At 32.2% G+C, this 24633-nt stretch carries 16 protein-coding genes; 1 reads left to right on the top strand and 15 read right to left on the bottom strand.

What is annotated here, in order from left to right; genetic code table 11:
- Window positions 1–122 precede the first annotated feature (122 nt).
- From RHP49_09690 to RHP49_09700, 3 genes are all read right to left on the bottom strand, one after another.
- The gene (locus RHP49_09690) at window positions 123–1655 is read right to left on the bottom strand and encodes a RagB/SusD family nutrient uptake outer membrane protein (GenBank protein WNH11193.1); all 1533 of its coding nucleotides are present in this window, start codon (window positions 1653–1655) and stop codon (window positions 123–125) included.
- Between the two features lie 28 nt (window positions 1656–1683).
- Window positions 1684–5004 carry a TonB-dependent receptor gene (locus RHP49_09695; GenBank protein WNH11194.1) on the bottom strand — a complete coding sequence of 1107 codons (3321 nt, stop codon included), beginning with the start codon at window positions 5002–5004 and terminating at the stop codon, window positions 1684–1686.
- 142 nt (window positions 5005–5146) lie between these two features.
- Window positions 5147–6292, bottom strand: a complete 1146-nt coding sequence (locus RHP49_09700; GenBank protein WNH11195.1) for a FecR domain-containing protein — start codon at window positions 6290–6292, stop codon at window positions 5147–5149.
- Between the two features lie 187 nt (window positions 6293–6479).
- On the opposite strand from RHP49_09700, the gene RHP49_09705 reads away from it, so the two are divergent.
- The gene (locus tag RHP49_09705; protein WNH11196.1) at window positions 6480–6986 is read left to right on the top strand and encodes a sigma-70 family RNA polymerase sigma factor; all 507 of its coding nucleotides are present in this window, start codon (window positions 6480–6482) and stop codon (window positions 6984–6986) included.
- Between the two features lie 73 nt (window positions 6987–7059).
- On the opposite strand, the gene RHP49_09710 is transcribed toward RHP49_09705, so the two are convergent.
- The 12 genes from RHP49_09710 to RHP49_09765 all read right to left on the bottom strand — a co-directional run bounded on the left by RHP49_09710 (window position 7060) and on the right by RHP49_09765 (window position 24613).
- Complete coding sequence (locus tag RHP49_09710) at window positions 7060–7851, bottom strand: rhamnogalacturonan acetylesterase (protein ID WNH11197.1); 792 nt, start codon at window positions 7849–7851, stop codon at window positions 7060–7062.
- The gene (locus tag RHP49_09715; GenBank protein ID WNH11198.1) at window positions 7841–8806 is read right to left on the bottom strand and encodes an alpha/beta hydrolase; all 966 of its coding nucleotides are present in this window, start codon (window positions 8804–8806) and stop codon (window positions 7841–7843) included. Before RHP49_09715 ends, RHP49_09710 begins: the two co-directional genes overlap by 11 nt.
- A 10-nt stretch (window positions 8807–8816) precedes the next feature.
- A complete protein-coding gene (locus RHP49_09720; protein ID WNH11199.1) occupies window positions 8817–9662 on the bottom strand; it encodes a rhamnogalacturonan acetylesterase in 846 nt (281 codons plus the stop codon).
- 4 nt (window positions 9663–9666) lie between these two features.
- Window positions 9667–12135 carry a glycoside hydrolase family 95 protein gene (locus RHP49_09725; GenBank protein WNH11200.1) on the bottom strand — a complete coding sequence of 823 codons (2469 nt, stop codon included), beginning with the start codon at window positions 12133–12135 and terminating at the stop codon, window positions 9667–9669.
- Between the two features lie 87 nt (window positions 12136–12222).
- Window positions 12223–13134 carry an alpha/beta hydrolase gene (locus RHP49_09730; GenBank protein WNH11201.1) on the bottom strand — a complete coding sequence of 304 codons (912 nt, stop codon included), beginning with the start codon at window positions 13132–13134 and terminating at the stop codon, window positions 12223–12225.
- A gap of 3 nt (window positions 13135–13137) precedes the next feature.
- On the bottom strand, window positions 13138–14832 hold the full coding sequence (locus RHP49_09735) for a glycoside hydrolase family 28 protein (GenBank protein WNH11202.1): 1695 nt from the start codon (window positions 14830–14832) through the stop codon (window positions 13138–13140).
- 4 nt (window positions 14833–14836) lie between these two features.
- Window positions 14837–16468: a glycoside hydrolase 43 family protein gene (locus tag RHP49_09740; protein ID WNH11203.1), complete on the bottom strand. Its 1632-nt coding sequence runs from the start codon at window positions 16466–16468 to the stop codon at window positions 14837–14839.
- A gap of 113 nt (window positions 16469–16581) precedes the next feature.
- Window positions 16582–17823, bottom strand: a complete 1242-nt coding sequence (locus RHP49_09745) for a glycoside hydrolase family 88 protein (protein WNH11204.1) — start codon at window positions 17821–17823, stop codon at window positions 16582–16584.
- A 148-nt stretch (window positions 17824–17971) separates the two neighbouring features.
- Window positions 17972–18988, bottom strand: a complete 1017-nt coding sequence (locus RHP49_09750; GenBank protein WNH11205.1) for a DUF4861 family protein — start codon at window positions 18986–18988, stop codon at window positions 17972–17974.
- 13 nt (window positions 18989–19001) lie between these two features.
- Complete coding sequence (locus tag RHP49_09755; protein WNH11206.1) at window positions 19002–20435, bottom strand: glycoside hydrolase family 28 protein; 1434 nt, start codon at window positions 20433–20435, stop codon at window positions 19002–19004.
- A 113-nt stretch (window positions 20436–20548) separates the two neighbouring features.
- Window positions 20549–22792 (bottom strand): pectinesterase family protein, encoded by a 2244-nt coding sequence (locus tag RHP49_09760; protein ID WNH11207.1) that lies wholly within the window; start codon window positions 22790–22792, stop codon window positions 20549–20551.
- Between the two features lie 150 nt (window positions 22793–22942).
- Window positions 22943–24613 (bottom strand): DUF5123 domain-containing protein, encoded by a 1671-nt coding sequence (locus RHP49_09765; protein ID WNH11208.1) that lies wholly within the window; start codon window positions 24611–24613, stop codon window positions 22943–22945.
- Window positions 24614–24633 lie beyond the last annotated feature (20 nt).

Below are 24633 nucleotides of genomic sequence, written 5' to 3' on the forward strand. Positions count from 1 at the left end.
GAAATGGAAAGGTATAATTAAAAAAAATATTACCACATGCATTTTATAGATTTATAGAATACATGGGTAATATTTAAACTAACTAACTCAAAAACTAACTAACTCAAAAACTAACTCAAATACTAATTGTCATAACCTAGATTTTGATCCAAGTTTGGATTTGCAGATCTTTGTATTTCAGGAATTGGATAAACACCTCTAAAGGCTTCAGTTGTAGTTGTTTTAAAAGACCAAGTACCTGTAAAGTATGTTCCGAAACGAATCATATCTCTTCTTCTATGACCTTCCCATAAAAATTCTCTTGCTCTTTCATCTTCAATATCTTGTATAGTTAAACTATTAAGAGGGGTTGCATTACTACGTTCTCTTACTCTGTTTACCAAACCTAAAGATACACTAGGAGTTGTATTACTATCTCTAAATAAAGCTTCTGCTTTAGTTAATAATATATCTGAATAACGCATTAAAACAAGATCATTATCAGCATTATAACCAGCAAATGATGCTCCAACTGGTGTGTATTTAAGTACTTTATAGCCTTCGTTATCTGCTGCACTTACTAAATCTTGTACAGGAATAATATCTAATTGTGTGCCATCTGGGTAAGTTAAAGGAGTAACACCATCTAAGTAATATTGTGGACCATATTCTATTAACAGCTTACGGTTATCTTGATCTTCATACCTATTAAGTGCCTCTGGAAATGTACTAAAACCATTTGCTGGTGTAAATGGTAAATTATATTTTACTTTGTCTGGCGAATGGTTTGTATACAATATAAATTGATTGTTTCCTGCATTTTTAGTTGGATCTATAGAAAATGATGAAAGCAATTCAATAGAATTTTCCTCATTAGTAGATTTAAAGTTATCAACTACATCAGCTTCTAAATCATATGCATTTGTGTTTATAACTTCATTACACATAGAAACAGCATCAGACCATCTTGGTGTTCCTGTATACACTTCGGCATTCAGATACATGGTAGCCATTGCAGCTTGTATCGCTTCTTTAGTAAATCTTGGATAGTAACTCGCTTTATCTACCTCAGTAATTGAAGGTAAATCTTGAATTGCGGCTAGCATTTCACTCTCAATAAACTCAAATACTTCTGCTCTTGGTCTAGTTGCAGGTAAGTTGTTTGGATCTATTCTTGCTACCGTTACAAGAGGAATATTACCCCAAAGATCCATGGCAAAAAAGTATCCATATGCCCTTAAAGCTCTAGTTTCGGCTATTAAACTTTTTAGGTTTTCGCTATTTGGAGAAGCTTGTAAGCTTTCTAAAACAGCATTTGCTATACCAATTTCTTGAAAAAGAGAGTACCAAGCACGATTTACATCAGCATTTACAGGAGTTGTAGTATGCGTAACAATATCTATCACATCTTGATCAAACCATCCACCACTTGCTCTTCCTGGAATAACAAATTCATCCGTTCCATATTCCTGTAGTCTCCAAGGACGATCTATACTAGATACGCTAGATAATGCTTGATAAACACCAACTACTGAAGACAGTGCTTCTTCTTCTGTATTATAATAGGTATCTGGCGATAAACTTCCAAATGATTCTTCATCTAGATTTGTACATCCAATCGAGCATAATGCTAAAATAGATATTGTAAATATTAGTTTTATTTTATATAATTTCATGATAATTTCTGTTTAAATTAAGTTATTCTTAAAACGATACGTTTAGTCCAAGACTTACAGTTTTAGCTTTAGGATAAGCTAAATAATCGACTCCAAGAGGTGCTATACCTGTTCCTGAAACATCTGAGTTTACCTCAGGGTCTAAACCAGAATAGTTTGTGAACAATAATAAATTTTGACCTGTAATAAAAATTCTAGCACTTGATAATGCAGAAGTAGTTTTAAGATCGAAGTTATAACCTAAAGTAACATTGTCTAATCGCACAAAAGATCCATCTTCTATCCAACGAGATGAATATTGTTTTGGCTGACTTCTTAAAACACCACTAGTTAAGGCTTCTTTAAATACATTTCTACCAGGAAGATTACTTAGATATCCAAGATTATTTCCTGTTAAATTAAATACATCATTACCAATTGATCCTCTGAAATTAAAACCTAATGATACGTTTTTGTATGTAAGTGAGTTACTAAAACCAAAAGTAAAATCTGGCTGCGCAGAACCAATTACTTTTTCCTCATTGTCAATTATTTCTTCTCCATTTTCAATACCAATAAATTCTCTACCATAAAAAGTACCTACGGCTAAACCTGGTTTTATTAATTGAGCATAAATACCTGATAAACCTTGACCTTGTAATGGTGCTACTTGTATATTGTCTCCTTGGTATTGATCGTTTGACAGACTTAATACTTTGTTTCTATTTCTACTGTAATTAAATGAAGATGTCCATGTAAAATCATTTTTATCAATAATATCTGCAGAAATCTCTAGTTCTATACCTTTATTTTCAACACTACCAACATTTGCTAACTGAGTGCTAACAGCTGTAGGTGAAGGAACAGGTAAGCGTAGTAAAAGGTCGGTTGTTTTCTTTCTGTAATAATCTATACTTCCACGAATTCTATTATCAAGTATCGTATAATCAACACCTATATTAAATTGAGATGTTTGTTCCCATTTTAAATCTGGATTGGCGTATTGCTGTGGTAATACAGTAGTAACTCTTTGTCCTCCTACTATATAACCTGCATTAGTAGCACCTAGTGTTGTAACCGAGTTTAAATTTCCTATTTCTTGGTTTCCTGTTACACCATAACTCATTCTAATTTTTAGATCTGAAATGGTGTTAGATTTGAAAAAATCCATATTTGAAACTCTCCATGCTAAAGAACCAGATGGAAATATACCCCACTGATTTCCAGATCCAAATCTGCTTGAACCATCTCTTCTTACAGTTGCTGTCGCTAGTATTTTATCGTCAAAGTTATAATTTGCTCTACCGTACATAGAAATTAATGTATTACTCCCTTTAAAAGTAGATACATTGCTTATTGTACTAGCTGCTTGTAAACTATACCATTTAAATTCATCTGATAAAAAACCTGAAGCCGTATTGCGCAAGCCTTCATTAACAAAATATTGCCAAGAATAACCTGCAAGTGCATCAATACTATGTTTACCATATGTTTTATTAAACCTTAATATAGTTTCTAATAATTTACTATAATCTTGTAATTTTTGAACACTTGCATAACCACCCATACCTTCTCCTAATGGATTGGTTTTGTTTATGTAAGAGTTTCTATTTATAGTTTGATTTGTATAACCTAAATTGATGTTAATACTTAAAGGATCTATAATTTTATATGTGGTAGACAAATTACCTAAAAAGCGATTATTAGTAACTTCATCTATAACATCATTTGCAAAAGAAACAGGGTTAACTCTATAAGGTGGTACATGGTTATAATTCCCATCAGCATCGAAGATAGGGTATGTAGGATTAAATACATATGATTCGTAGTTGATACTTGTTCCTGCTTCACTACCTACAGTATTAGATACTGGTGAGTTATTAGAAAACGTGTTACCATAGTTAAGTCTTAAATCAAAAGTTAACTTATCATCAAGGGCAGAATGGTTTATATTAATTCTTGCATTACTTCTTTCTAATTGAGACCCTATTAAAACACCTTCTTGATTACCATAACCTAAAGATGCTCTATAATTTGATTTTCCAGATCCACCAGAAAATGATAAATTATAATCTTGTGTTTGTGCAGTTCTATAAATCTGATCTTGCCAGTTTGTGTTTCCACCCAAATCAGAAAATGTTAACCCTAAATCTGTGTTTACTTTTCTATATTCATCAGCAGTTAAAACATCTAATTTATTTGCAACTGTTGAAATACCACCTGTGACATCAAGTGTAACTTTTAAATTACCTGAACTTCCTTTTTTTGTAGTAATTACAATAACTCCATTAGCTCCTCTAGATCCATAGATAGCTGTTGAAGAGGCGTCTTTTAAAACGGTAATTGATTCAATATCGTTTGGATTAATGGTCATTAAAGGATTGGTAGGTTCTTGATCAAAAAAATCGGTTCCATTTGATCTAATATTTGCAGAACTTACACCCGCAGTTGTAGAAATAGGAACTCCATCAATAACATATAAAGGATCGTTAACACCTGTTATTGAGGTGCCTCCACGTACTCTAACAGTGTTAGAACCACCTGGTTTACCACTATTTTGAGCAATTACAACCCCTGCCATTTTACCTTGCATGGCCTGTTGTGCACTTAGTTGTGGACCTTTATTAAAATTTTCAGATTTCATTGAAGATACAGCTCCTGTTAAGTCTTTTTGTCTTTGAGAACCATAACCTACAACTACAATTTCATTTAACTTAGCAACATCTTCTTTTAGAATAATATTAATGGTAGAGCTTTTAGAAACGGTAATTTCTTGGGTTAAAAAACCTAAAAAAGAAAATACTAATATGGTGTTTTCATCTTGTACTTCTATTTCATAATTACCATCAAAATCAGTTTGAGTACCAATAGAACTACCTTTAACAAGGATGTTTACTCCGGGTAATGGTGCATTATTATTGTCTTTAACAGTACCACTAATTTTGATAGCTTGTTGCTCTTTTTTACTAGTATCTGTATCCTTTTTTTTGCTGTTTTCTATTGTTTTTGATTTATCAATAGTCAAAATAATTTGACGATCATTGGTGTTATAAACAACAGGCGTTTCTTTAAAAAGTAAGTCTAAAATATAGGATATTTTCTTTTTATCTACATCTAGAGAAACTATGCGATTTAAATCTATTTGATTGCTTTCAAAAAGAAATCTAAATTCTGTTGTAGATTCTATTTCATTAAAAATTTCACCTACTGTAGCATTTATGACATTTAAGGAAATTTTTGTGTTTTGAGAATACGTACTAGCATTAATTTGAAGTAAAGACACTAATAGTAAAAGTGTTGTTAGTTTCATTTTTAGTGAAATTTCAGGAAAAAATAGATATAACCATCTTCCTTTAATTAGTTTTTTCATAATTTAGTTGAGTATTAAATAATTAATTTTTATTGGATTGTTTAATTCACTTAATAAATCGGGAAATACTGGTACTATTTTCCGATTTTCTGTTTTTAAGTAATTTTTTTTGTTCACTTTATTAATTCATTGGCATATCGTTTTATTGGTTAATTATTATTTTATTATCCATATGGGTATAGGTGAAAGGATGTATCTCACCTATTGAAGTCATTATATCATCAATAGTTTCAATATTCTTATTAAAGCTAGCATTAAACCTTTTAAGGCTCAATTCATTATATTTATTTTCTATAATAACATTATAATTACGTTCTAATTTTTTTGTTATTTCTTTAAAAGTTGAGTTTCTAAAAATAACATCACCATGCATCCACTCTGTGTAAATTCTGGTATCAACCTTTTTAAAGGAGATTTTAGATTGCGATTTATCCAAACTTCCTTTATATCCAGGTTTTAGTAACGATGCGTCATTTGGTTTGGTATCGCTTGATAGACTAACGGAACCTTCTACCAACACGGTGTTTATTTCCGAATCATCATTATAGGATGATACATTAAATTTAGTGCCTAATACTTTGATATTCATCTCGTTTGCGTTTACAATAAAAGGGTGCATCTCATCTTTACTAACTTCAAAATAGGCTTCACCTTCTAGAAATACTTCTCTGTTTTTACCTTTGATAAAATTTACTGGATATTTTAGAGTGGTTCCGGCATTCAGAAAAACTTTTGTTCCGTCAGATAAAAAGATATTAAATGTTTTTCCATAAGGCACCCTTAGCTCATTATAAACTAACTTTTTCGATGGTGTTTTTGAATCATAATTTATGATATTACCTTTTTGAGATCCAATTACTTCCCCATTATTCTTGACTATTTTCGATTCGCCATTGGTGTAGAGTATTTTTTTATCACCGCTTTCTAATATTAGTTCAATAGCATCAGATGAGATTTTAAGGTCATTATTATTAACCTTAAATTTGTTGATAAGAAAAAAAGAACACCCTAAAAGAACAACGATTGTGGCAGCATATTTAAAAGCTTTTTTCCATAATGGTATGCTGTGTTTTTCTTTTATTGATAGTTTCTTTTTAAGCAATTCCCAACTGTTATCAACTTTAAGAGAATTTAAAAATTCTAAAGCATCATTTATGAGTCCGTCTTGGTGTAAGTTGTTAATCAATTCTTGTTCTTCAATACTTAAATCCTTTATTTTATCAGGGTTGATAATACCCGTTTTGACTATGTCTTGAAGAATTTCTAAAATGGTCTTACTCTTATTCATAAATATAAGTTGTGTTATTATTAGGTTATTGTAATGTTAATTTAGGGTGACAAAAATTATGTTTTTTTTAATATGACTCTTAATTTTTTTTATATTTGGCATAATTCACTAGGTTAAATTTAAGATATAACTATTTTCATCTTGTTAAGAAATGATATTTCAAAATGATTTAATAAAATTCGAGAAGTTGTATAAAGATCATTTTAACTTCTTATGTTTAGTTTCTTTTCAAATCACAAAAGATAGAGAAGCGGCTAAGGATATTGTTCAGGATTTTTTTATTTATTTATGGAAAAAGGAAAAAAAACTAGAAATTACTGTATCGTTTAATTCTTATGCAACAAGAGCTGTTAAAAATTTAAGCCTTCAACATATAGAAAAGCTTAAAAGGATTGATTTAAATAAAAGTAAATTATCAATTCCTGAATATGATGAACTTGATTTGTTTGATAAATCTGAAGAAAAGAAGACATTTAAAATTAGAGAATTAGTCAATCAAATTCCTGAATCTAGAAGAAATATTTTTATCTCACATGTTGTAGACGGATTAAGCTATTCTCAAATTGCCGAAAATTATGGAATTTCTATAAATACTGTAAAAACACAAATGAAACGATCTTATGCTTTTTTAAGATCTATTGAGAATAGTGATTTAACAGCAGTAATCTTATTGTTCTTATTTTATAGAAATTAAATAATAGCGAAATTAACCAACAAATCTTTTAGGTACTCAAATTTTAATAATGATTAAGCTTAATTTTTAAGTTTTATTTTTTAAAATACGGCTTAACAACATGATTTGCCAATTCTAAGTTTTGTTCTATAATACCTTGTAAGACTAATTCAGCCATTTTTCTTGCTCCAAATTCATTAAAATGTGTATTGTCTTTATAACCATTAGGGTAACGTGGTAATTCTCCTGGTTCAAAGTACATATATAGATATCTTGAAAATGTAGGTCCTAATTTTTCAAGCAGTTCACGGCTTTTAGTGTCTAAATCTATAAAAGGCACTTGGTATTCTTTTGCTACTTCTGTAACTGCTTTTAAATAGGGCGCATGCGATTCTAAGACTTTTCCTTTTTTGTCAAATTTCATACGTGTTACTGGAGAAATTAATATTGGATTAGCCTGTTTTGCCTTAGCTTCATTAATGTATTTGCCTAAATATTTTTTGTAATCTTCGGGAGAGGTGTATCGGTTAGGATGATTTTTAGAGTTGGCAGCATCATTATGTCCAAATTGAATTAAAACATAATCTCCAACTTGAAGTGAATCTAAAATAGGTTGCCACCGATTCTCATCTATAAAGGACTTAGTACTTCGACCTCCTTTGGCGTGATTTTCTATATCTACAGTGTCATCAAAAAAATTAACAAAAGGCATACCCCAACCTTCTTGAGGAAATCTACTGTCATCATATAAACACATGGTAGAATCACCTACAAGATAAATTTTTACTTTTTTGTTTTGAGAAAACATGAATGTTGTTGATATTAAAAATATCAAAAAGAAGCTAAAAGCTTTTTTATTATTGTTAAAGGAAATTTTATTTTTCATCTTTCAATACTTTGTTTAAAAAATTAACGGTATAACTCAGGGTTGTTTCAAACCAAGGATGCATTAACCAAAAGGAGTGAGGTGTTTCTGGAATGGTATGTGTTTCATTATAAATGCCATGATTATTTAAAATAGTGAGCATATCATCTCGTCCCGCATGAAAACGTGGTTGTGCACTATTTATAAATAAGGTAGGTGGTGTATGTTCATTTACGTACTCCAGAGGTGAAGCCTCTTTCCAATTTTTCCAGTTTTCTTCTTTAGAGCCGTTTAGCCAAATATCAGCCATGGATACTTTACCACTTTTAGATTCTGCGGCAGCTTCAGGGTGGATAAAGGATACGACACCGTCTATATTAACATACGCTTGTACAGCATCTGAAATTTTTGAATCTGGTTCATATAACGATGAGTTTGGTGTTACAGCCAAAAGACCAGCTAACTGTGCTCCAGCTGAGGCACCTAAAACAGCAATTTTATCAGGGTTAATGTTGTATTTTCTTGCGTGTTTTCGTAACCATACTATGGCATCTTTTAAGTCGTTTACACCAGCAGGATATGGTGCTTCAAAACCTAATCTATAAGCAACGGACACTCCTATGTAACCATTTAAAGCTAAATGCTGCGCCATAACACGTTCATTTTCTTTGCTACCAACTAACCAACCGCCACCATGTATTAAAAGGACTGCTGGATATGTTTTTTTACCCTTTTCTTTAGGGGCATAAACATCTAATTTCAGTTTTGAAGTGTTTGTTTTTTTATAAACAATGTTCTCTTTATACTTTATTTTATCTGAAACTAATGGAGTAATAGGTGTAATAAAGGGATAATCCTTTTTTAACTTTTTATATGTTAATTCAATAGTATATGACGGAAATTGTGGCTTTTCTTGTGCGTAAGCAATTTTACCACAAAGTAAAATCAAACAAAAAATATTAAAAAAATGCTTCATAATGTATGTTTTAATTTTCAATTACTGAACTTAGTTCTTGCAGTCCTTCATAAACAAGTCGTGCTATTTCTATAGCTCCTTTGGGCTGAAAATGAGTGTTGTCTTTTTGACCTTTAGGATAAGCTTCATATTTATTCGCAGGAAGATTCATAAAATAATTTTCAGTCACAAAAGGTTGGCCTTTTTTAGTAAAAAAGTCTCTAGATTTCTTGTTCAAATCTATAAGCATAACTTGTAATTCCTTAGCGACATCTTTTGGTGCTTTATCATAATCACCATGCACGTCATTTAAAACACCGTCTTTCCAAGGGTAGTTTCTCGCAACAGGTGTTAAAATAATAGGAATGGCGCCTTTTTCTCTGGTTTGTGAAACATAAAGCCTTAAAAACTCTTTATAACCCTCGATATTTACATAGCGATCAGTTTGGTCTTTGGAAGCGTCGTTATGTCCGAATTGCATGATGACGATATCATCTTTTTTAAGATTCTCAAACACAGCACGCCATCTACCTTCTTGAAAAAAGGTGCGGGTACTACGCCCGCCTTTCGCTCTATCATCAACTAGAGCACTATCTGTTTTAATGAGATTTGTTAATTGCTTTAAACTATCTGAAGAAAGAAAAGGTTGAAATACTTGTCCCCAACCTGTTTTAGGATATCGGGTTTTCATATAATCTTTACCTATATCATAATCTATTGTATAATCTGTCATAGTGGAATCGCCAATTAAATAAATTGTTGTAAAAGCAGGTTCTTTTTCTTCTTCTGTATTTTCTTGCTGTTTGTTAGAATTACAAGAAGAAAAGTTTAGTAAGCATAATATAGCTAAACAATAGGTTAAAATTTTAATATCCATAATTTTATTTTTTAGCATGAAATTCATAAATCTTGCCTTTTTCAGTCTTAATATCATAAATGTTATATTCTGGAAGTTCTAAAGGTTTTACTGAAGCTTTATCAGAAATTAGTGGTGTTTTAATATCAGGTGTTTGGTAGAATGTATTTTCGTTCTCTCCAGAAGCTTTGGTCAAGACATTTCCATTGGAATCAACCAAAACGTCGGCTGTTCTAAGTCTTAAGTTTCCACCTAATTTCGATTCAATTTTTACTGAATTCAAATGGCTGTTATTCCAATTTAAATCTACTTCAAAACCACCTCGAGCTACTAGTCCTTTTACTTCCCCCTTGCTCCAAGTGTCAGGTAGAGCAGGTAATAGTTGTAAAGCTTCGTCATGAGATTGTATGAGCATTTCTGCAATTCCAGCAGTACAACCAAAGTTGCCATCAATTTGAAAGGGTGGATGTGCATCGAATAAATTTGGGTAGGTGCCACCAGATTTAGTACCATCTTCAACTAAAGTAAGTTGCGTTTTTATGAGTTTAAATGCTCGATTTCCGTTAAGCATACGCGCCCAAAAATTAACTTTCCAGCCCATTGACCATCCTGTAGATACATCGCCTCTGTATTCAAGGGTTTGTTCGGCAGCTTTAAATAAATCAGGGTTTTTAAAAGGTGATATTTGTGCAGAGGGATACAAGCCATAAAGGTGTGAAATATGGCGGTGCTTATCATCAGGTTTGTCCCAATCTTTAATCCATTCTTGAAGTTGATTAAGTTTACCAATTTGCATTGGGGGTAATCTTTTCTTTAATTCTTTAATGGTATCTGAAAAGTCAGAATCTGTATTTAATATTTGCGAAGCCCTAATAACATTACTAAATACATCAAAAACCAATTGGTTATCCATGGTTGTACCATAAGTCACGCCAACTCCACTGATATATTTATTTTCGGGTGACATAGATGGTGCTACCACTAACCATTTATTTTTTGGTTCTTCTTGCAATACATCTGCATAAAATTGTGCAGCCGATTTTAAAATAGGGTAGTACTTGTTTAAAAACTCTTTATCACCAGTAAAGAGGTAATGTTGCCATAAATGTTGACTTAACCATGCGCCACCCATAGGCCAAAGTCCGTAAAAACCACCATCAACAATACCAGCAATACGCCAAATATCGGTGTTGTGATGGATATTCCAACCACGTGCATGATACATGTTTTGAGCACTCTCCTGACCTGTTACCGATAAATCCTCTAACATTGAAAATAAAGGTTGATGTAACTCTGAAAGATTAGTAACTTCTGCTGGCCAATAATTCATTTCGGTATTAATATTTACCGTGTATTTACTATCCCATGAAGGTGATAATTTATGGTTCCAAATACCTTGTAAGTTTGCTGGTTGTCCTCCAGGTCTTGAACTGGAAATAAGTAAGTAGCGACCAAATTGGAAATATAACGATACTAATGATAAATCTTCTGCCGTAGCAAAGTTTTCTAATCGTTTATTAGTTGGTATTTTATCGTTTATGTTTTCGCCCAATTCAAGAGATACACGGTTAAAAAGTTTTTGATAATCTTCAATATGGGCTTGTTTTAGTGTAGCAAAAGATTTTGATTGACTTTGTTCTAAATGAGTTTTTGCACTTTGTTCAGCAGAATTACTTAAATCTTTATAATTTTTAAAATTGGTGCCAATACTTACTAATAAAGTAACTTCATCTGCATTTTTTATTTCAATATTTTCTTCATTTTCAATCAATTCTCCGCCATCAAGTTTTGGAGCAACCAATGTGGTAAACTTTATTTTTCCTTCTTTATTATCTACATTTCCACTGGTTCCTGCTAAGGTGATAATTCCATTTTCATATGAAATAGAATGCTCAACTTGAGGGCTGTCCATAGATAAATTAAAACTTAAGCTTTTAGGCTTACTAGTTGTAAGATGAACAACCATAACTTGGTCTGGAAAAGACACAAAATACTCTCTTTGGTAATCCACACCATTATTTGTATAAGTAACTGTAGAAACAGCATTTCCTATATCTAAAGTTCTTTTGTAATTAGTAGTATTTTGATGGTTTGAAAAATTTAAATTTAAGTTACCTACTGTTTGGTATGGCATGCCGTAATTATTGTCTTCTTCAGCAGCTCTAGGAAATACGCTATTAGCCATTTCTTGAGCCTCTTTGTATTTTCCACTAAACAATAAGGTTCTTATAGCTTCAACTTCTTTGTAATAATCTTTTGGTACATTGTTTCCTGGTTCACCTGCCCAAACAGTTTCTTCATTTAGTTGAATTTTATCGTACTCAATTCCACCAAAAAGCATACCTCCAATACGACCGTTTCCAATAGGTAAAGCTTCATTCCAATTGTTCGCAGCACTTTCATACCATAATGTATTATTGTTTTGCGCCTTTACAAATGTTGTAATTAGTATTACAAAGTATAGGATTTTGTATTTTTTGAAACTACTTTTCATCTGTTTATATCTATTGCTTTTTAATGCTCAGATGGTGCTTCCATAATTATGCTTTTAAGTGTTAAAAGTATTTTTAATATGGATGGTTCATTTTATTATGTTTATTTCTTTCAACCATTTAGTACAAATAGTTTTCCATTCATCTGTTAAAGACGATGCATTATAAATGCCAATGTTGTGCTTCCCTTTAGGAAATATATGAAGAGAGCCTTTAACCTCATGCTTCATCATCTGTTCATAAAACAGTAAACTATTCATAGGGTTTACAGTGGGGTCATTTTGAGCATGAAACAGAATGGTAGGCGGTGTGTTTTTGGTGACATGAAATTCATTTGAATATTCATGAATATTTTCTGATGTAGCATGCTCTCCTAAAAAATTCCCAAGACTACCTTTATGTGTATAGTCGCCTAAACTAATTACAGGAGATACTAAAATCATAAAATTTGGTTTGAATTTATAGGAGTCCAGATTGTCATTTATTTTAGATAAATCATCATCATGTGTCGCTATAGTTGAAGCTAAATGACCACCAGCCGAAGCACCAAACACACCAACTTTGTTAACATCTAAATGCCACTTCTCTGCATTAAGTCTAATTAATTTTAAAGCACGTTGGGTATCTTGTATAGGGCCATTTTCACTAATTATTAAATCTGGTGAAGTTGGAAGTCTGTAAAGAAGTACAAAGGCTGTTATGCCTTGTGTATTAAACCATTTTGCTAACTGTATGCCACCAAGATTATATGTAAGATGGTGATAACCTCCCGAAGGTAAAATTAAAATACTACTACCATTTTGTTCTTCTTTTGGTGGGAAAAACGACAACATATTAGGTGAAGAAACTTGAGTGATACGTTCCCGTTCTTCAATATGTTTTAGGGTTAAGCCTTTAGAGTTTGGTATTTTGCCTTCTGGCCATAAAGGGGTGACTTCTTGAGCAGAAAGTATTGGAGAAGAGAATAAGCTTAATGATATTAAGAACAAAAAAAATCTCATAATTTATAGTTTTATAGTGTTTTTAAGTACTTCGTCTCCTCTTATAATTTGTTCTTTTGGATTTGAAAAATCTTTTTTATCAAATTGAATGTTTTCACTTTTTGTTCCTAAAATTTTCACAGGTAATTTACTGTTTTTAAAGGCAAAGTCGGTCACAATAATATTTTTACTGTTATATAAAGTAAGTGCATAACCATTGGAAGCAGTAATATTTACATTTGATAAAGTAATACCTTCTGCATCAATAGCAGTAATACCTTTTTTAGTTTCAAAAACGGAGTTTTTAAGTGATACATTTTTTAGGCTCATTTCTGGTAGTCCCATAAAAAACACAGCTGTGTTAGAGTTTGATACTCTTATGTTTTGCATGTGTATGTTTTTAAAAGAAGGGGTTTTTTCGGTTACCGCCATTAGAGTTTCGTCTCGTTTTTCATCGTCGGCATTTTGATCGTCTTCCAAAACAGGCGAGTTACCTCCGTAAAACATATTAAACCGTATAGCTTCGGTTGGAATATGTATCATATCAATATTAGAAATATAAATATTTTCAACAATGCCACCTCTTCCACGAGTGCTTTTAAATCGTAAACCAACATCTGTACCAATAAAAGTGCAATTAGAAACATGCACATTTTTAACACCACCAGACATTTCGCTACCAATAACAAATCCACCATGAGCATGATATACGATGTTGTTTTTTACGATAACATTTTCGGTAGGCATACCTCGATCTCTGCCATCTTTATCTTTGCCCGATTTAAAGCAAATAGCATCATCACCAACGTCGAAAGTGTTATTGTAAACCAAAGCATTTTTACAGGATTCTAGATCTAAACCATCACCGTTCTGCGAATACCATGGGTTTTTTACGTTAAGATTTCTAATAATGACGTCTTCACACATTAAAGGATGGATGTTCCATGCCGGTGAATTTTGAAATGTTGGGCCATCTAAGAGAACTTTTTTACAGCTTACAATACTTACCATAACCGGACGAAGAAAATCTTTTACTGATTGTAATTCGTCATCGTTTATTAAGTCTGGAACATTAAAATTAGTACTACTTTCATATCCTTTTTTTGAGCTTTGAGACGGGAACCAAATTTTACCATTTTGAGATAAAACACCACCTGAATTAACAAGGTTTTTCCATTGGCTATCTGTCATTTTACTTCTTTTTACAGGACGCCATGCATCACCGCTGCCATCAATAGTACCATGGCCAGTAATAGCTATATTTTCAACGTTGTTAGCGTTAATTGGTGATATGCACCTAACTGTATTTAAGCCTTCAAAACTTGTTTTAACAATTGGGTAATCATCAAAATCATCACTAAATACAATTAAAGCACCATCTTCCAAATGCAAATTTATATTACTTTTAAATGTAATAGGGCCAGTAAGCCAAATACCTCGTGGCACAATAATTTGACCACCACCTTTAATGGATACATCATTTATAGCCTTTGCAAAGGCGTCTGTATTTTTAACGATTCCACCTGTAATGGCTCCAAAGTCTGTAATACTTACTTGATAATCGGGAAAACTGGTTGTATTTACTTTTGGCATTGAAAATTCGATACCTTCATAAATATTGGTTTCATTAATAGAGATAATATTTTTTTGGGCACTTATAGGTAGTGTAATTGCCAAAATTATCAGTACTAAAAAAGTGTGTAACTGTATATTTTTCATTTGTTTATTTGGTAATTTTAAAGTATTCTACATCGGCATAACCACCACGTTTTGCTTCTTGAGCGCTAACACTAAATAAACCCACTTTGGCACCAATCCATTTTCCTGGCTGTGCTTTAAAAGGTTTACCTATTTTCTTGAATTTTTTCCCGTTTTCTGAATATAAAAATTGACACATAGCATCTGGAGCCGATACTTCAACTTTAAAATAAGCAGAATTTGATTTTAAACGTTTTTCATCATTTATTTTTTCATCAGCACCTTTTATTGCCAAAATAGCTTCAGTTTGTTTAATAAAATAACCTTTATCATCGTGTGAAATACTTAAAGTAGCATAATCCATTCCCATAATAATTAGACCAGCAGTTTTACCACTTTTTGCTTCCTCTGGAACTAAAGTAATTTTAGTTGAAGCTGTAAAGTTTGGTGCAGGAAATTTTTGAAGTAATAAGTTAGGAACCATCCATAGGTTTTCTGAATCTTCAACAGATTTAATTGAGAACAACCTTAAATAATCATTTCCTGGAAGTTTTGCATGCCAAACAACATTAGAATTTGCTTGCCATTGCCATTGCAGTCCAATATTAAAACCATCAAAAACATCTGTTTCAACAGGTGTTTCAATAGGATATGTTTTACCAACATTTGGTTTTTTATGAGACATTACAGGCTCTCCAATACCATTTTTATCAAAATCTTGTCCCATAACTGGCCAGTCATTTTTCCAAGACATAGGTTGTAAGTGAACAATTCGACCATAAGCATCTACATCCTGAAAATGATAAAACCAAGATTCACCATCAGGAGTATCTACCCAAGCACCTTGATGAGGACCATTAATTTTTGTGCTACCTTGTTCTAATACCACTTTTCTTTCGTAAGGACCATAAACGTTTTTAGACCTTAAAATAACTTGCCAACCAGTAGAAACACCACCAGCAGGAGCAAAAATATAGTAATAACCATTTCGTTTGTAAAATTTAGAACCTTCAATAGTATCATCGATATCGTGTCCATCGTATACATGAATGCCGGCATCTATTACTTTAGTGCCTTCTGGATTCATTTTATTAACGGATAATAAACTTTTAACACCAGCGCGACTTCCTGCATAGGCATGTACTAAATAAGCATCACCATTATCATCCCAAAGCGGACAAGTATCTATAAGTCCTTTGCCTTCCATAACTAATATAGGTTTGTCCCATACGCCATAAGGATCTTTTGTTTTTACCATATAAACACCAAAGTCTGGATCGCCCCAAAAAATGTAAATTTCACCTTTATGGTAACGAATAGCGGGAGCCCAAACACCATTACCGTGTTGAGGTATGTTAAAAGTTTCTGCTGGTACTTGTTCTAGTAAAGCATAGTTTATTAATTTCCAGTTTACCATATCTTTAGAATGTAGTATTGGTAATCCTGGAGCGGTATTAAAGCTAGAAGCTGTCATGTAATAGTCGTCTCCAACTCTTACAACATCAGGGTCTGAGTAATCGGCGTGTAAAATTGGATTTTTATAAGTGCCATTGCCTTGATCGCTTACCCAAACATCAGAAACGTAAGGGGGTTGATTTTGAGCAAATGTTAAGGTTGTAAATATTACGAGTGATAATAGGATTTTTATAAATTTCATTTATATCTGTTTTGTTGTGTTAGGAGTAGGAGTGAAAAGTCCATAGCAAAACGCGAGCGAGGATTTGTAATGAAAATCCTGACTCTAGAGGTAATGCCCTAATTCATGTTGTTTTATTTGTTTAATTCCAAGCTAGCCATTATGAAAGGACCAGTTCCTTTAGGATCATTTGATCTTATGGTTTCTCCAATGTAGTATTCATAAGAGCCATCTCTATATGGATTTCCGCCTAATCCTGCTACAGCACAACATTTATTTAGATTAACAACACCGTTTTCTTCAACAGATACTAAATTATTAATAAGTGCCGTGTAGGCTTTATTAGCAACATCTAAATATTTTTTATCTAAGTAACCTTTACGCACACCTTTAGCAAATGCATAAGTGAACATTGATGTTCCTGTAGCTTCTAAATAGTTACCTTCTCTATTGCCTTGATCTAAAACTTGCCACCATAAACCAGACTCATCTTGCACATTGGTTATAGCTTCAGCAAATTGATTTAAGTAAGTAATTATTTTTTCGCGTCCTGGGTGATTTTCTGGTAAAAAGTCTAATACATCTACCATCGCCATTCCATACCAACCCATGCCACGAGACCAGAAGTGTTGTGAATTTCCTGTTTCTTTATTAGCCCATTTTTGTTCTTTGCTTTCATCCCAACCGTGGTAAAGTAAACCTGATTTTTCATCACGACTGTGCTTCTGAATTAAATCGAATTGAAGGACAACGTCGTTATAAATTTTTTGTTTTTGGGCTTCATCTTCAATGTATTCTTTAGCATAACGTGTATGAAAAGGTTCTGCCATATACAAACCATCTAACCACATTTGATAAGGATATCTTTTTTTGTGCCAATACCCTCCATCAGACGTTTTCGGTTGAGATTCTAATTGACTGTTTAAGGTTTCCATTGCTTTTAAGAAACGTTCTTCTTTTGTAATAGGATATAAAAACAATAACACGTCCCCAGACTTAATCATGTCTAGATTTTGGTTTGATAATTTATAAGTTGCTATGGTTCCTGTGCTGTCAATTAGTGTATTGGCATAATCGTAAATATAATCGTAATATTTTTGATTTTTTGTTTGTTCGTAAACTCTTGAACAGGCACTTAGTACTAATCCAGGAGTGTATGTCCAACGTGCTTTTGTTGCAAAATCGAGCTTCGTGGCTTCAGGAAAACGTTCTATTTCTGAAAGCATCATTCTTTCAGACCATTTTAAATTTTCTGGAACTACTTTCTCAATTTTAACTGTTTCTTGAGAATTTTCTTTTTTTGCTTCTTTGCAAGATGTTATTGATAAACCTAATGCAATTGCAAATAGAGTAATGTACTTAGTTGTAGTTTTCATTCTTAAATTAATTAATGGTATTTATATGGTTTCGTTGGATAGTACTAGCTTTTTATGTTTTTAATAAAATTAGCTATGATGTACATCTATAGGTTATTAAAAACCTGATAAAGGGTGACAACAATTAACAGACTTTTAGTTTTATATATTAGTTTATAGCGTTTGATGTTTCTAAATTTTCTAATTTTTTGTTTAAATCTGTTATAAAAGCTTCTTCTGTTTTTATACCATTTGATTCTTGTTCCCAAGCACCTAAAAAGTAATAGGTTAAGGTTTTAGTAGAGGGTTTGAAAATAACTAAATGGTCATCAATACCATCTTTTTGTTCTGCAACTTCGTCCAATTTATAAAATAGTGCCATCCCTAAATTATCTGGAGGACTTACTAAAGTTTGTTTTCCATAAGTAGCTATATAAGCCCATTTTTCACCTTCCTTTTTCTTAAGTTCTAAACCATGTTTTACAATACCTGTGCATAACCCAGTTATTTCTTTTGATGGTGTTAGTTCTGCTTGGGTAAACCTGTCTTGTGGATAAATAGTAAGCTTTGATTTTAAATCGATACTTTCATTACCAGATTCCCATCCTGTATATGAGATGTTTACTGAAGAACTACCACCTTCTGAGTTTTCAACGTTAGCGAATGTGCTTTTTACTTTTTGAAAATGAACAACCGTATCGGCAACAATACGACCATAACCACCAATTCCCATTGATTTTCCAGCCTTTAATATATCTTGTCCCCAATCTGCTGGTTCATGATATGAATCAAATCCTTTTTGACCTACATAAGGAAGCACTAATGAATCTACTTTTTTCCCGAAAATGTCAATAGCATTTCTCCAATCTAAATACAAACGGTATCCTATTTGACTATTTTCCCAACCTGGCCCTTCGTAGCGAATAAACCAAGAATGGTCGGTATGTTCTGAAGGTACTTGAAGTGAATCTACATTTTTGAATGTTCCGTCTATATATTCCTTATGTCCTCTATTGCCATCAACCCATTTTCCTCCTTCTGCAATAGAAATTTCTGCATAAGTTGTTGAAGCTGTTTTTTCTTCTGAAACCTCAATATTACTAGATTCAGAATTTATCTTGGATTGTTTTTCTTTACAAGAAAATAGACTTAAAAGGGCAATTGATAAAACTGCTATTTTTTTCATATTAAGTTCGTTTTTAATATTGTTTTCCGTTAATAGTTGTATTTTTAAATACTAATGGCTCTGAGTTTTCTATAGATAAATCTGTTTTAGCACCTTTGATATGAACATTAGTTAATGTGACATTTTTAACTGGATTTTCTGCTCTTCCTTTTATTAAAATTCCATATTTTCCGCCATTTTCTACTTCAATATCTTCAAGGTGTATATTTTTTATAGAAGGAATAAAATCACCTTCTTGATTCGCATAAATCCCATAATAGGTGTTAATTTTTAAAACAGCTTCTTTTACTTGACCAACATGAATGTTTTTAACATAAACATTCTCAACAAAGCCACCTCTTAATGTATTTGTTTTTATTCGAATAGCTCGATCTAAATTAGGACTATCCATTTTACAATTTCTAACATACACGTTTCTTACACCAGCCGAAATTTCACTACCCATTACAACGCCTCCATGACCATCTTTCATATCGCAATTTTCAACGACTATATTTTCACTTGGAATATTAATACGTCGGCCTTCTTCATTTCTTCCTGACTTAATAGCAATACAATCGTCGCCAGTATCAAACGTACAATTTGTTATGTGTACATATTTTGAATATTCTGGGTCGCAACCATCGTTGTTTGGACCGTGGCTACTTACAGTTACACCATCAACTCTTACGTAATTACATTTTATAGGATGTAAAACCCAAAAAGGAGCGTTTGTAAAAGTAACGCCTTGTATCAATACATTATCACATTCGAAAGGTTGAAAAAATAATGGACGTAACTGGTGTCCTTCTCCAAAAGTACGTTCTGCAACAGGTGTTGCGTTTTCGTTCATAGTACGTAATCTAGGTAAATTATGGTCGTCTTTTTGCTTTGGAGTTCCTTCTATGTGCCCATAACGTTCTGCACCACACCATGGCCACCAATTCTCTCTATCTGCTTGTCCATTAAAAGTTCCTTTACCAGTAACAGCAATATTATTTTGCTTGTATGCATAAATAAGCGGGGAGTAGTTCATTAATTCAACAGCTTCATAAGATGTATGAACTGCTGGTAAATAAGCACTTTTGTCTGTTGTAAATAAGACATTAGCACCTTCTTCTAAATGTAGGTTAACGTTACTTTTTAAAACAATTGGCCCAGTTAAAAAATTACCTGAAGGAATAATAACTTTTCCTCCCCCAGATTTATTACAAGAATCAATTGCTTTTTTAATGGCTTGTGTATTTAAAGTTTTACCATCTGCAATAGCTCCTAAATCAACAATATTGATAGTGTTATCTGGGAATTCTAATTTTTTTATTTTGCTAATAATTTCATCAGCAGTATCAAAGGGATCTATTTCTGTAATTTTTTCTTCTTTTACTTTGTCTTTACAAGAGTTTAAAGTAATTGAAAAAATGGCGATACATAATAATAGGTTTAGTGCTTTTTTTGTGTCTAGTTTCATTGAATTTATTTTGATTACAATCGATTGTACTAAGGTAATAAAGTTGAAATACGTGGCATAATTTTTTTTGTTGGAATATTTATAATTTATAAAGATATTATTCTTTTTTTAAATTAAATATTTGGTATCCAATTATCTGAGCCTTTTAATACATTTTCTAAGCTAAATTTTTTACTTTCTTTTTTAGATAATTTTTTAGCCCATTTTACTCGCTTCATAGAAGCTCCAGGTCCAGAAGAATTATATTCTGCATAGCATGTTGTTTGTTCTGCATTTGGTTTGTTCCAATTATGCCAGCCTTCAGGTTTAATATGTTTGTCCATATAGCAGTTAATCCATATTGTCTGAGCATAATCACGCCATGGTCTGCCTAAAAAAAACGTATTTTCTAAGGCGTTTCCTGTTAATTTACAATTATTAAAAACCATGCCGTAAGCCGTTTCTTTATTGGTTGAAGCAGCGGTTATATAACCATTACTTTTACAGAATATTTCGCAGTTTTCAAAAAATGCTGTAGACCAACCAAATATAAAATCGACCGTGCCTTCTATGTAACAATCTTTGTAATATTGTCTGCTTTGGTTTCCGTGAAGATAAAGCGTGTCTTGGTTGCCTAAAAATTTGCAATTTTGAAATACAACCCTATCTCCATCAACTCTTACAGCAACGGCTTGCCCAATAGGACCTGCACTATTTTCAAAGGTTATGTTTTTTGCTTTAAAATCACTTCCAAATACATAGAAAGATGTTGAACCAGTGGTACCTACTTCTTCTCCAAATCTGTTGTGTTTTTGAGCAAAATCATCATAGGTTAAAATGGTCTTGTCTTTATCTTCACCAATAAAAGTGACATTGGTTTTTGAAGTTGGAAGCACTAATTTTTCTTTATATATTCCGTTTTTTATAAAGATTTTTGTTTCATTTTTTCTAAAATCGGGTACTGCATTTACGGCGTCTTGAACCGTTGAAAAATTGCCGCTTCCTTTTAAATCTACTACAAAATGATACGATTCACCATTAATTATTTTAATTTTTGAAATATTAGAGGTTAATGAATTGGCGTAAAATTCAATATTTGTGTACTCATTATTTAGAGTATTTGAATTGGCATCGTTAGCATTTGGGTTTAAATTATTTTCTTTTTCCCAACTGTCTGGAATACCATCTTTATCTGTGTCTTTTTTTGCTTTTTCAAATTTAATTATTGGCCAGCCACCAACATTGTCTTGAGAATCGATAATACCATTTTTGTAATTGGTACTTCCTTCTTTAGTATTGTGTACAATTCTTGCATCTACAGCATCTCTATAAAGGCTTGCTCCAGCTTCTTTTAAAACAGTTTCATAGGCTTGTACTGCGTTTTGTGTTGTTATGTTGTTTGAAATGTTAATTTCGGAATCTAATTTAGCTTCTAGTGGATTATCACATTGCACACCTCCATCCCAATTGTTTTTTGAGATAACATCAAAACCATTGACATAATTTCCATTGACATAAAATTTACCATAAGGCTCTGATGGACTAACAATTCTATCTAATTTTGAAGAAGTGGTTGCTGGACCCGATTTAAAATAATTGTTAATCATATTGTAAGTGCCTTTTTCTCCACCATAAATGCTGTTTTCTCCCCAGTTGTAAATGACGTTATTTCTAAAATCTACAAATTCATTTTCTGAATTTTCTGTTGTTTTAGAACCACTAAATCTTGGGTTTCTACTATTGTTATTAGCAATTAAATTATGATGAAATGAAGCTCGAATGCCACCCCAAATGCCTCCATAACTATGTGCGCCTTTTTTGTGTACAGAATTGTTTAATGCTTCTGAAATGATACAGTATTGTAATGTAAAATCTTTATTGTTGTAAAACGAAGCGTTTTCATCTGTGCCCCAACTGATGGAACAGTGGTCTATGATTACATTTTTAGTATTGCCACAGCCTAAAGCATCTCCTTCAAATTTATTTACATCTCCCATTCTAAATCTTAAATAGCGAACAATGACATTGTCTGCTTTTATTGTAAACGGATAGCCTTTAATAGTGATGCCTTCTCCAGGAGCTGTTTGCCCCAGAATACTTAAATTACCTTTGCCTTGGTTAACGTCGAGTTTAGATTTTAATTCTATAGTTCCTGAAACACCAAAAACAATGGTTCGCGCTCCTTTTTTTACTATACCTTTTCTTAAACTTCCTTCTCCATCGTCATTTAAATTAGTTACGGTATAAACCAAACCACCTTTACCACCAGTTGCAAATTTTCCATAGCCTTCTGCTCCAGGAAATGCTGCTTGTTGTGCTTGTGTAGTAATATGCATTAGTGTTAAAAAAACAAATAAGAATTGAATTTTATTATTCATGTGAAAATGGTGTTTATGTTTCAATAGTCATTAATTGAGAGAATGTTAATATAAGGGTATAGAGACTTAATATTAAAAAAAGTGAATAGTTAAAGATTTTTAAAATCTTTAACTATTCACTTTTTTTAATTTAAAACACTAAAGTTTTATTTACAATGTCAATCTCCATCTAGGGTCTCCAGAGGAATCTTTTCCTGGAAAACCTGTGTTTTTGATAGTAAAATCATTGTTTTCTGGGTCTAACCAAAGGTCTGCTTGAGTACTTCCTGCATTACCAACTGTAATATTTGGAATTGGATTTATTGGCTCTCCAGTAGTAGCATCTGATACCCAACTAAAATCTGAAACTGTAAATGTGTTTGTTACATTGAATAATGTAGCTTCAAGACCATCAATACCTTTTATTTTAGATTTGCCATCATTTGCTCTATCCCATCCTAAACCTATAATAGTATTAGATATTGTAACACCGTTACTAATATTATTTTGACCAGCTTCTCTCCAACGTAGCATTTGTCTTCCTTCTTCATTTATGTTAGCAAGTGTACAATCTTCAATTATAAGTGATTCAGAATTGTTTTTAGAAGCTAAAAAGTAAATAGTATGATTAAAACTACTCTTAGATAGTTTAATATTATTTAAGACACTTCCACTTTTATCCTGAGTAAATACTCCATAAGAACCTATACTATCAACAATTGAATTGTTAATAGTGAAATTGTTTAGGGTTACACCGTCAGTTTTGATTCTGCCTATACCTCTAAAGTTAGTAATAAAACAATTATCAAAACTTAATTCGTTTAATGTTCCAACTTTACTAATGTTAATAACATATTTACCCCCCCAATCAGTACCTCTTAACTCTAAGTCGATAAATCTCATATAATTAACAGTTGCGTTTTCTGTTAAATCTAAATTACCAGAAAATAATAATCTGGCTTTTTGAGCTCCAAAGCCATATGCACCTCTTATAGTAACTGATTTATCTAAATATGTTGTAGGTCCTGTATATTCAATACCTCTTTTTACTAAGATAATATCTCCTTCTGAAGCAGAAGCCATAGCATTTACTACGGCACCTGGGTCTTCATTAGTTGTTAAATCTATAACTCCTGGAGTAGTAGGATCTAAGTCTGCAACCTTTGTATTGTAATCTATCCAGCCTCTAAGTTCTGTTCCACTATATATTGCAATTTGGTAACTTGTTTTAGGTTCTAATCCAAAAACAAAAGATTCACCTGCGGCTTGTTCTATGTCTGAAACAACAGTTTCATTGAATAAAGGAGTTGTTAAACGTAAATCATCGGCAGCAAATACTTTTATTCCAGTAATAGGAAGCCCTGCTACAGCCCAAGAAACTCTTGCAGCTACATCTGTAACATCAAAAACATTTGGGATATTTAAAACACTTGGAAAACGATTAGTTTTTACATTTCCTAAATCGGAAATCTTACTGTTAAATTCTGTATCAGGTTCTAAAGCGATTGCTCTAACTTGGTATAATGTATTCCAGAATAATTCTTCTCCTACAATATCTTTATTGATTTTAACGTAGTTTGTATCAGATTGAATCGTATACTCAATTGTTTTAAAAGTGTCTCTACTTACTTCTAAGTTATAACCAATGGCAGATTTTAGTTTTGCCATGTCTACTATTATAGTATTACCTTCTGCAAATAAGTCTTGATTTAAAACAGGACGAAATAAACGCGTTTTTTCAAATGTTTCAGTATGGTTATCGTCACAAGCATTAAACATGATAATGCTTAAACACAAAAACAAAATTGTTTTAATGTTAAATATATTATTATTTTTTTTCATTTTAAATGTCTTTTAGTTTG

It is taken from the genome of Flavobacteriaceae bacterium HL-DH10, from assembly GCA_031826515.1.
Classification (GTDB): domain Bacteria; phylum Bacteroidota; class Bacteroidia; order Flavobacteriales; family Flavobacteriaceae; genus Thalassobellus; species Thalassobellus suaedae.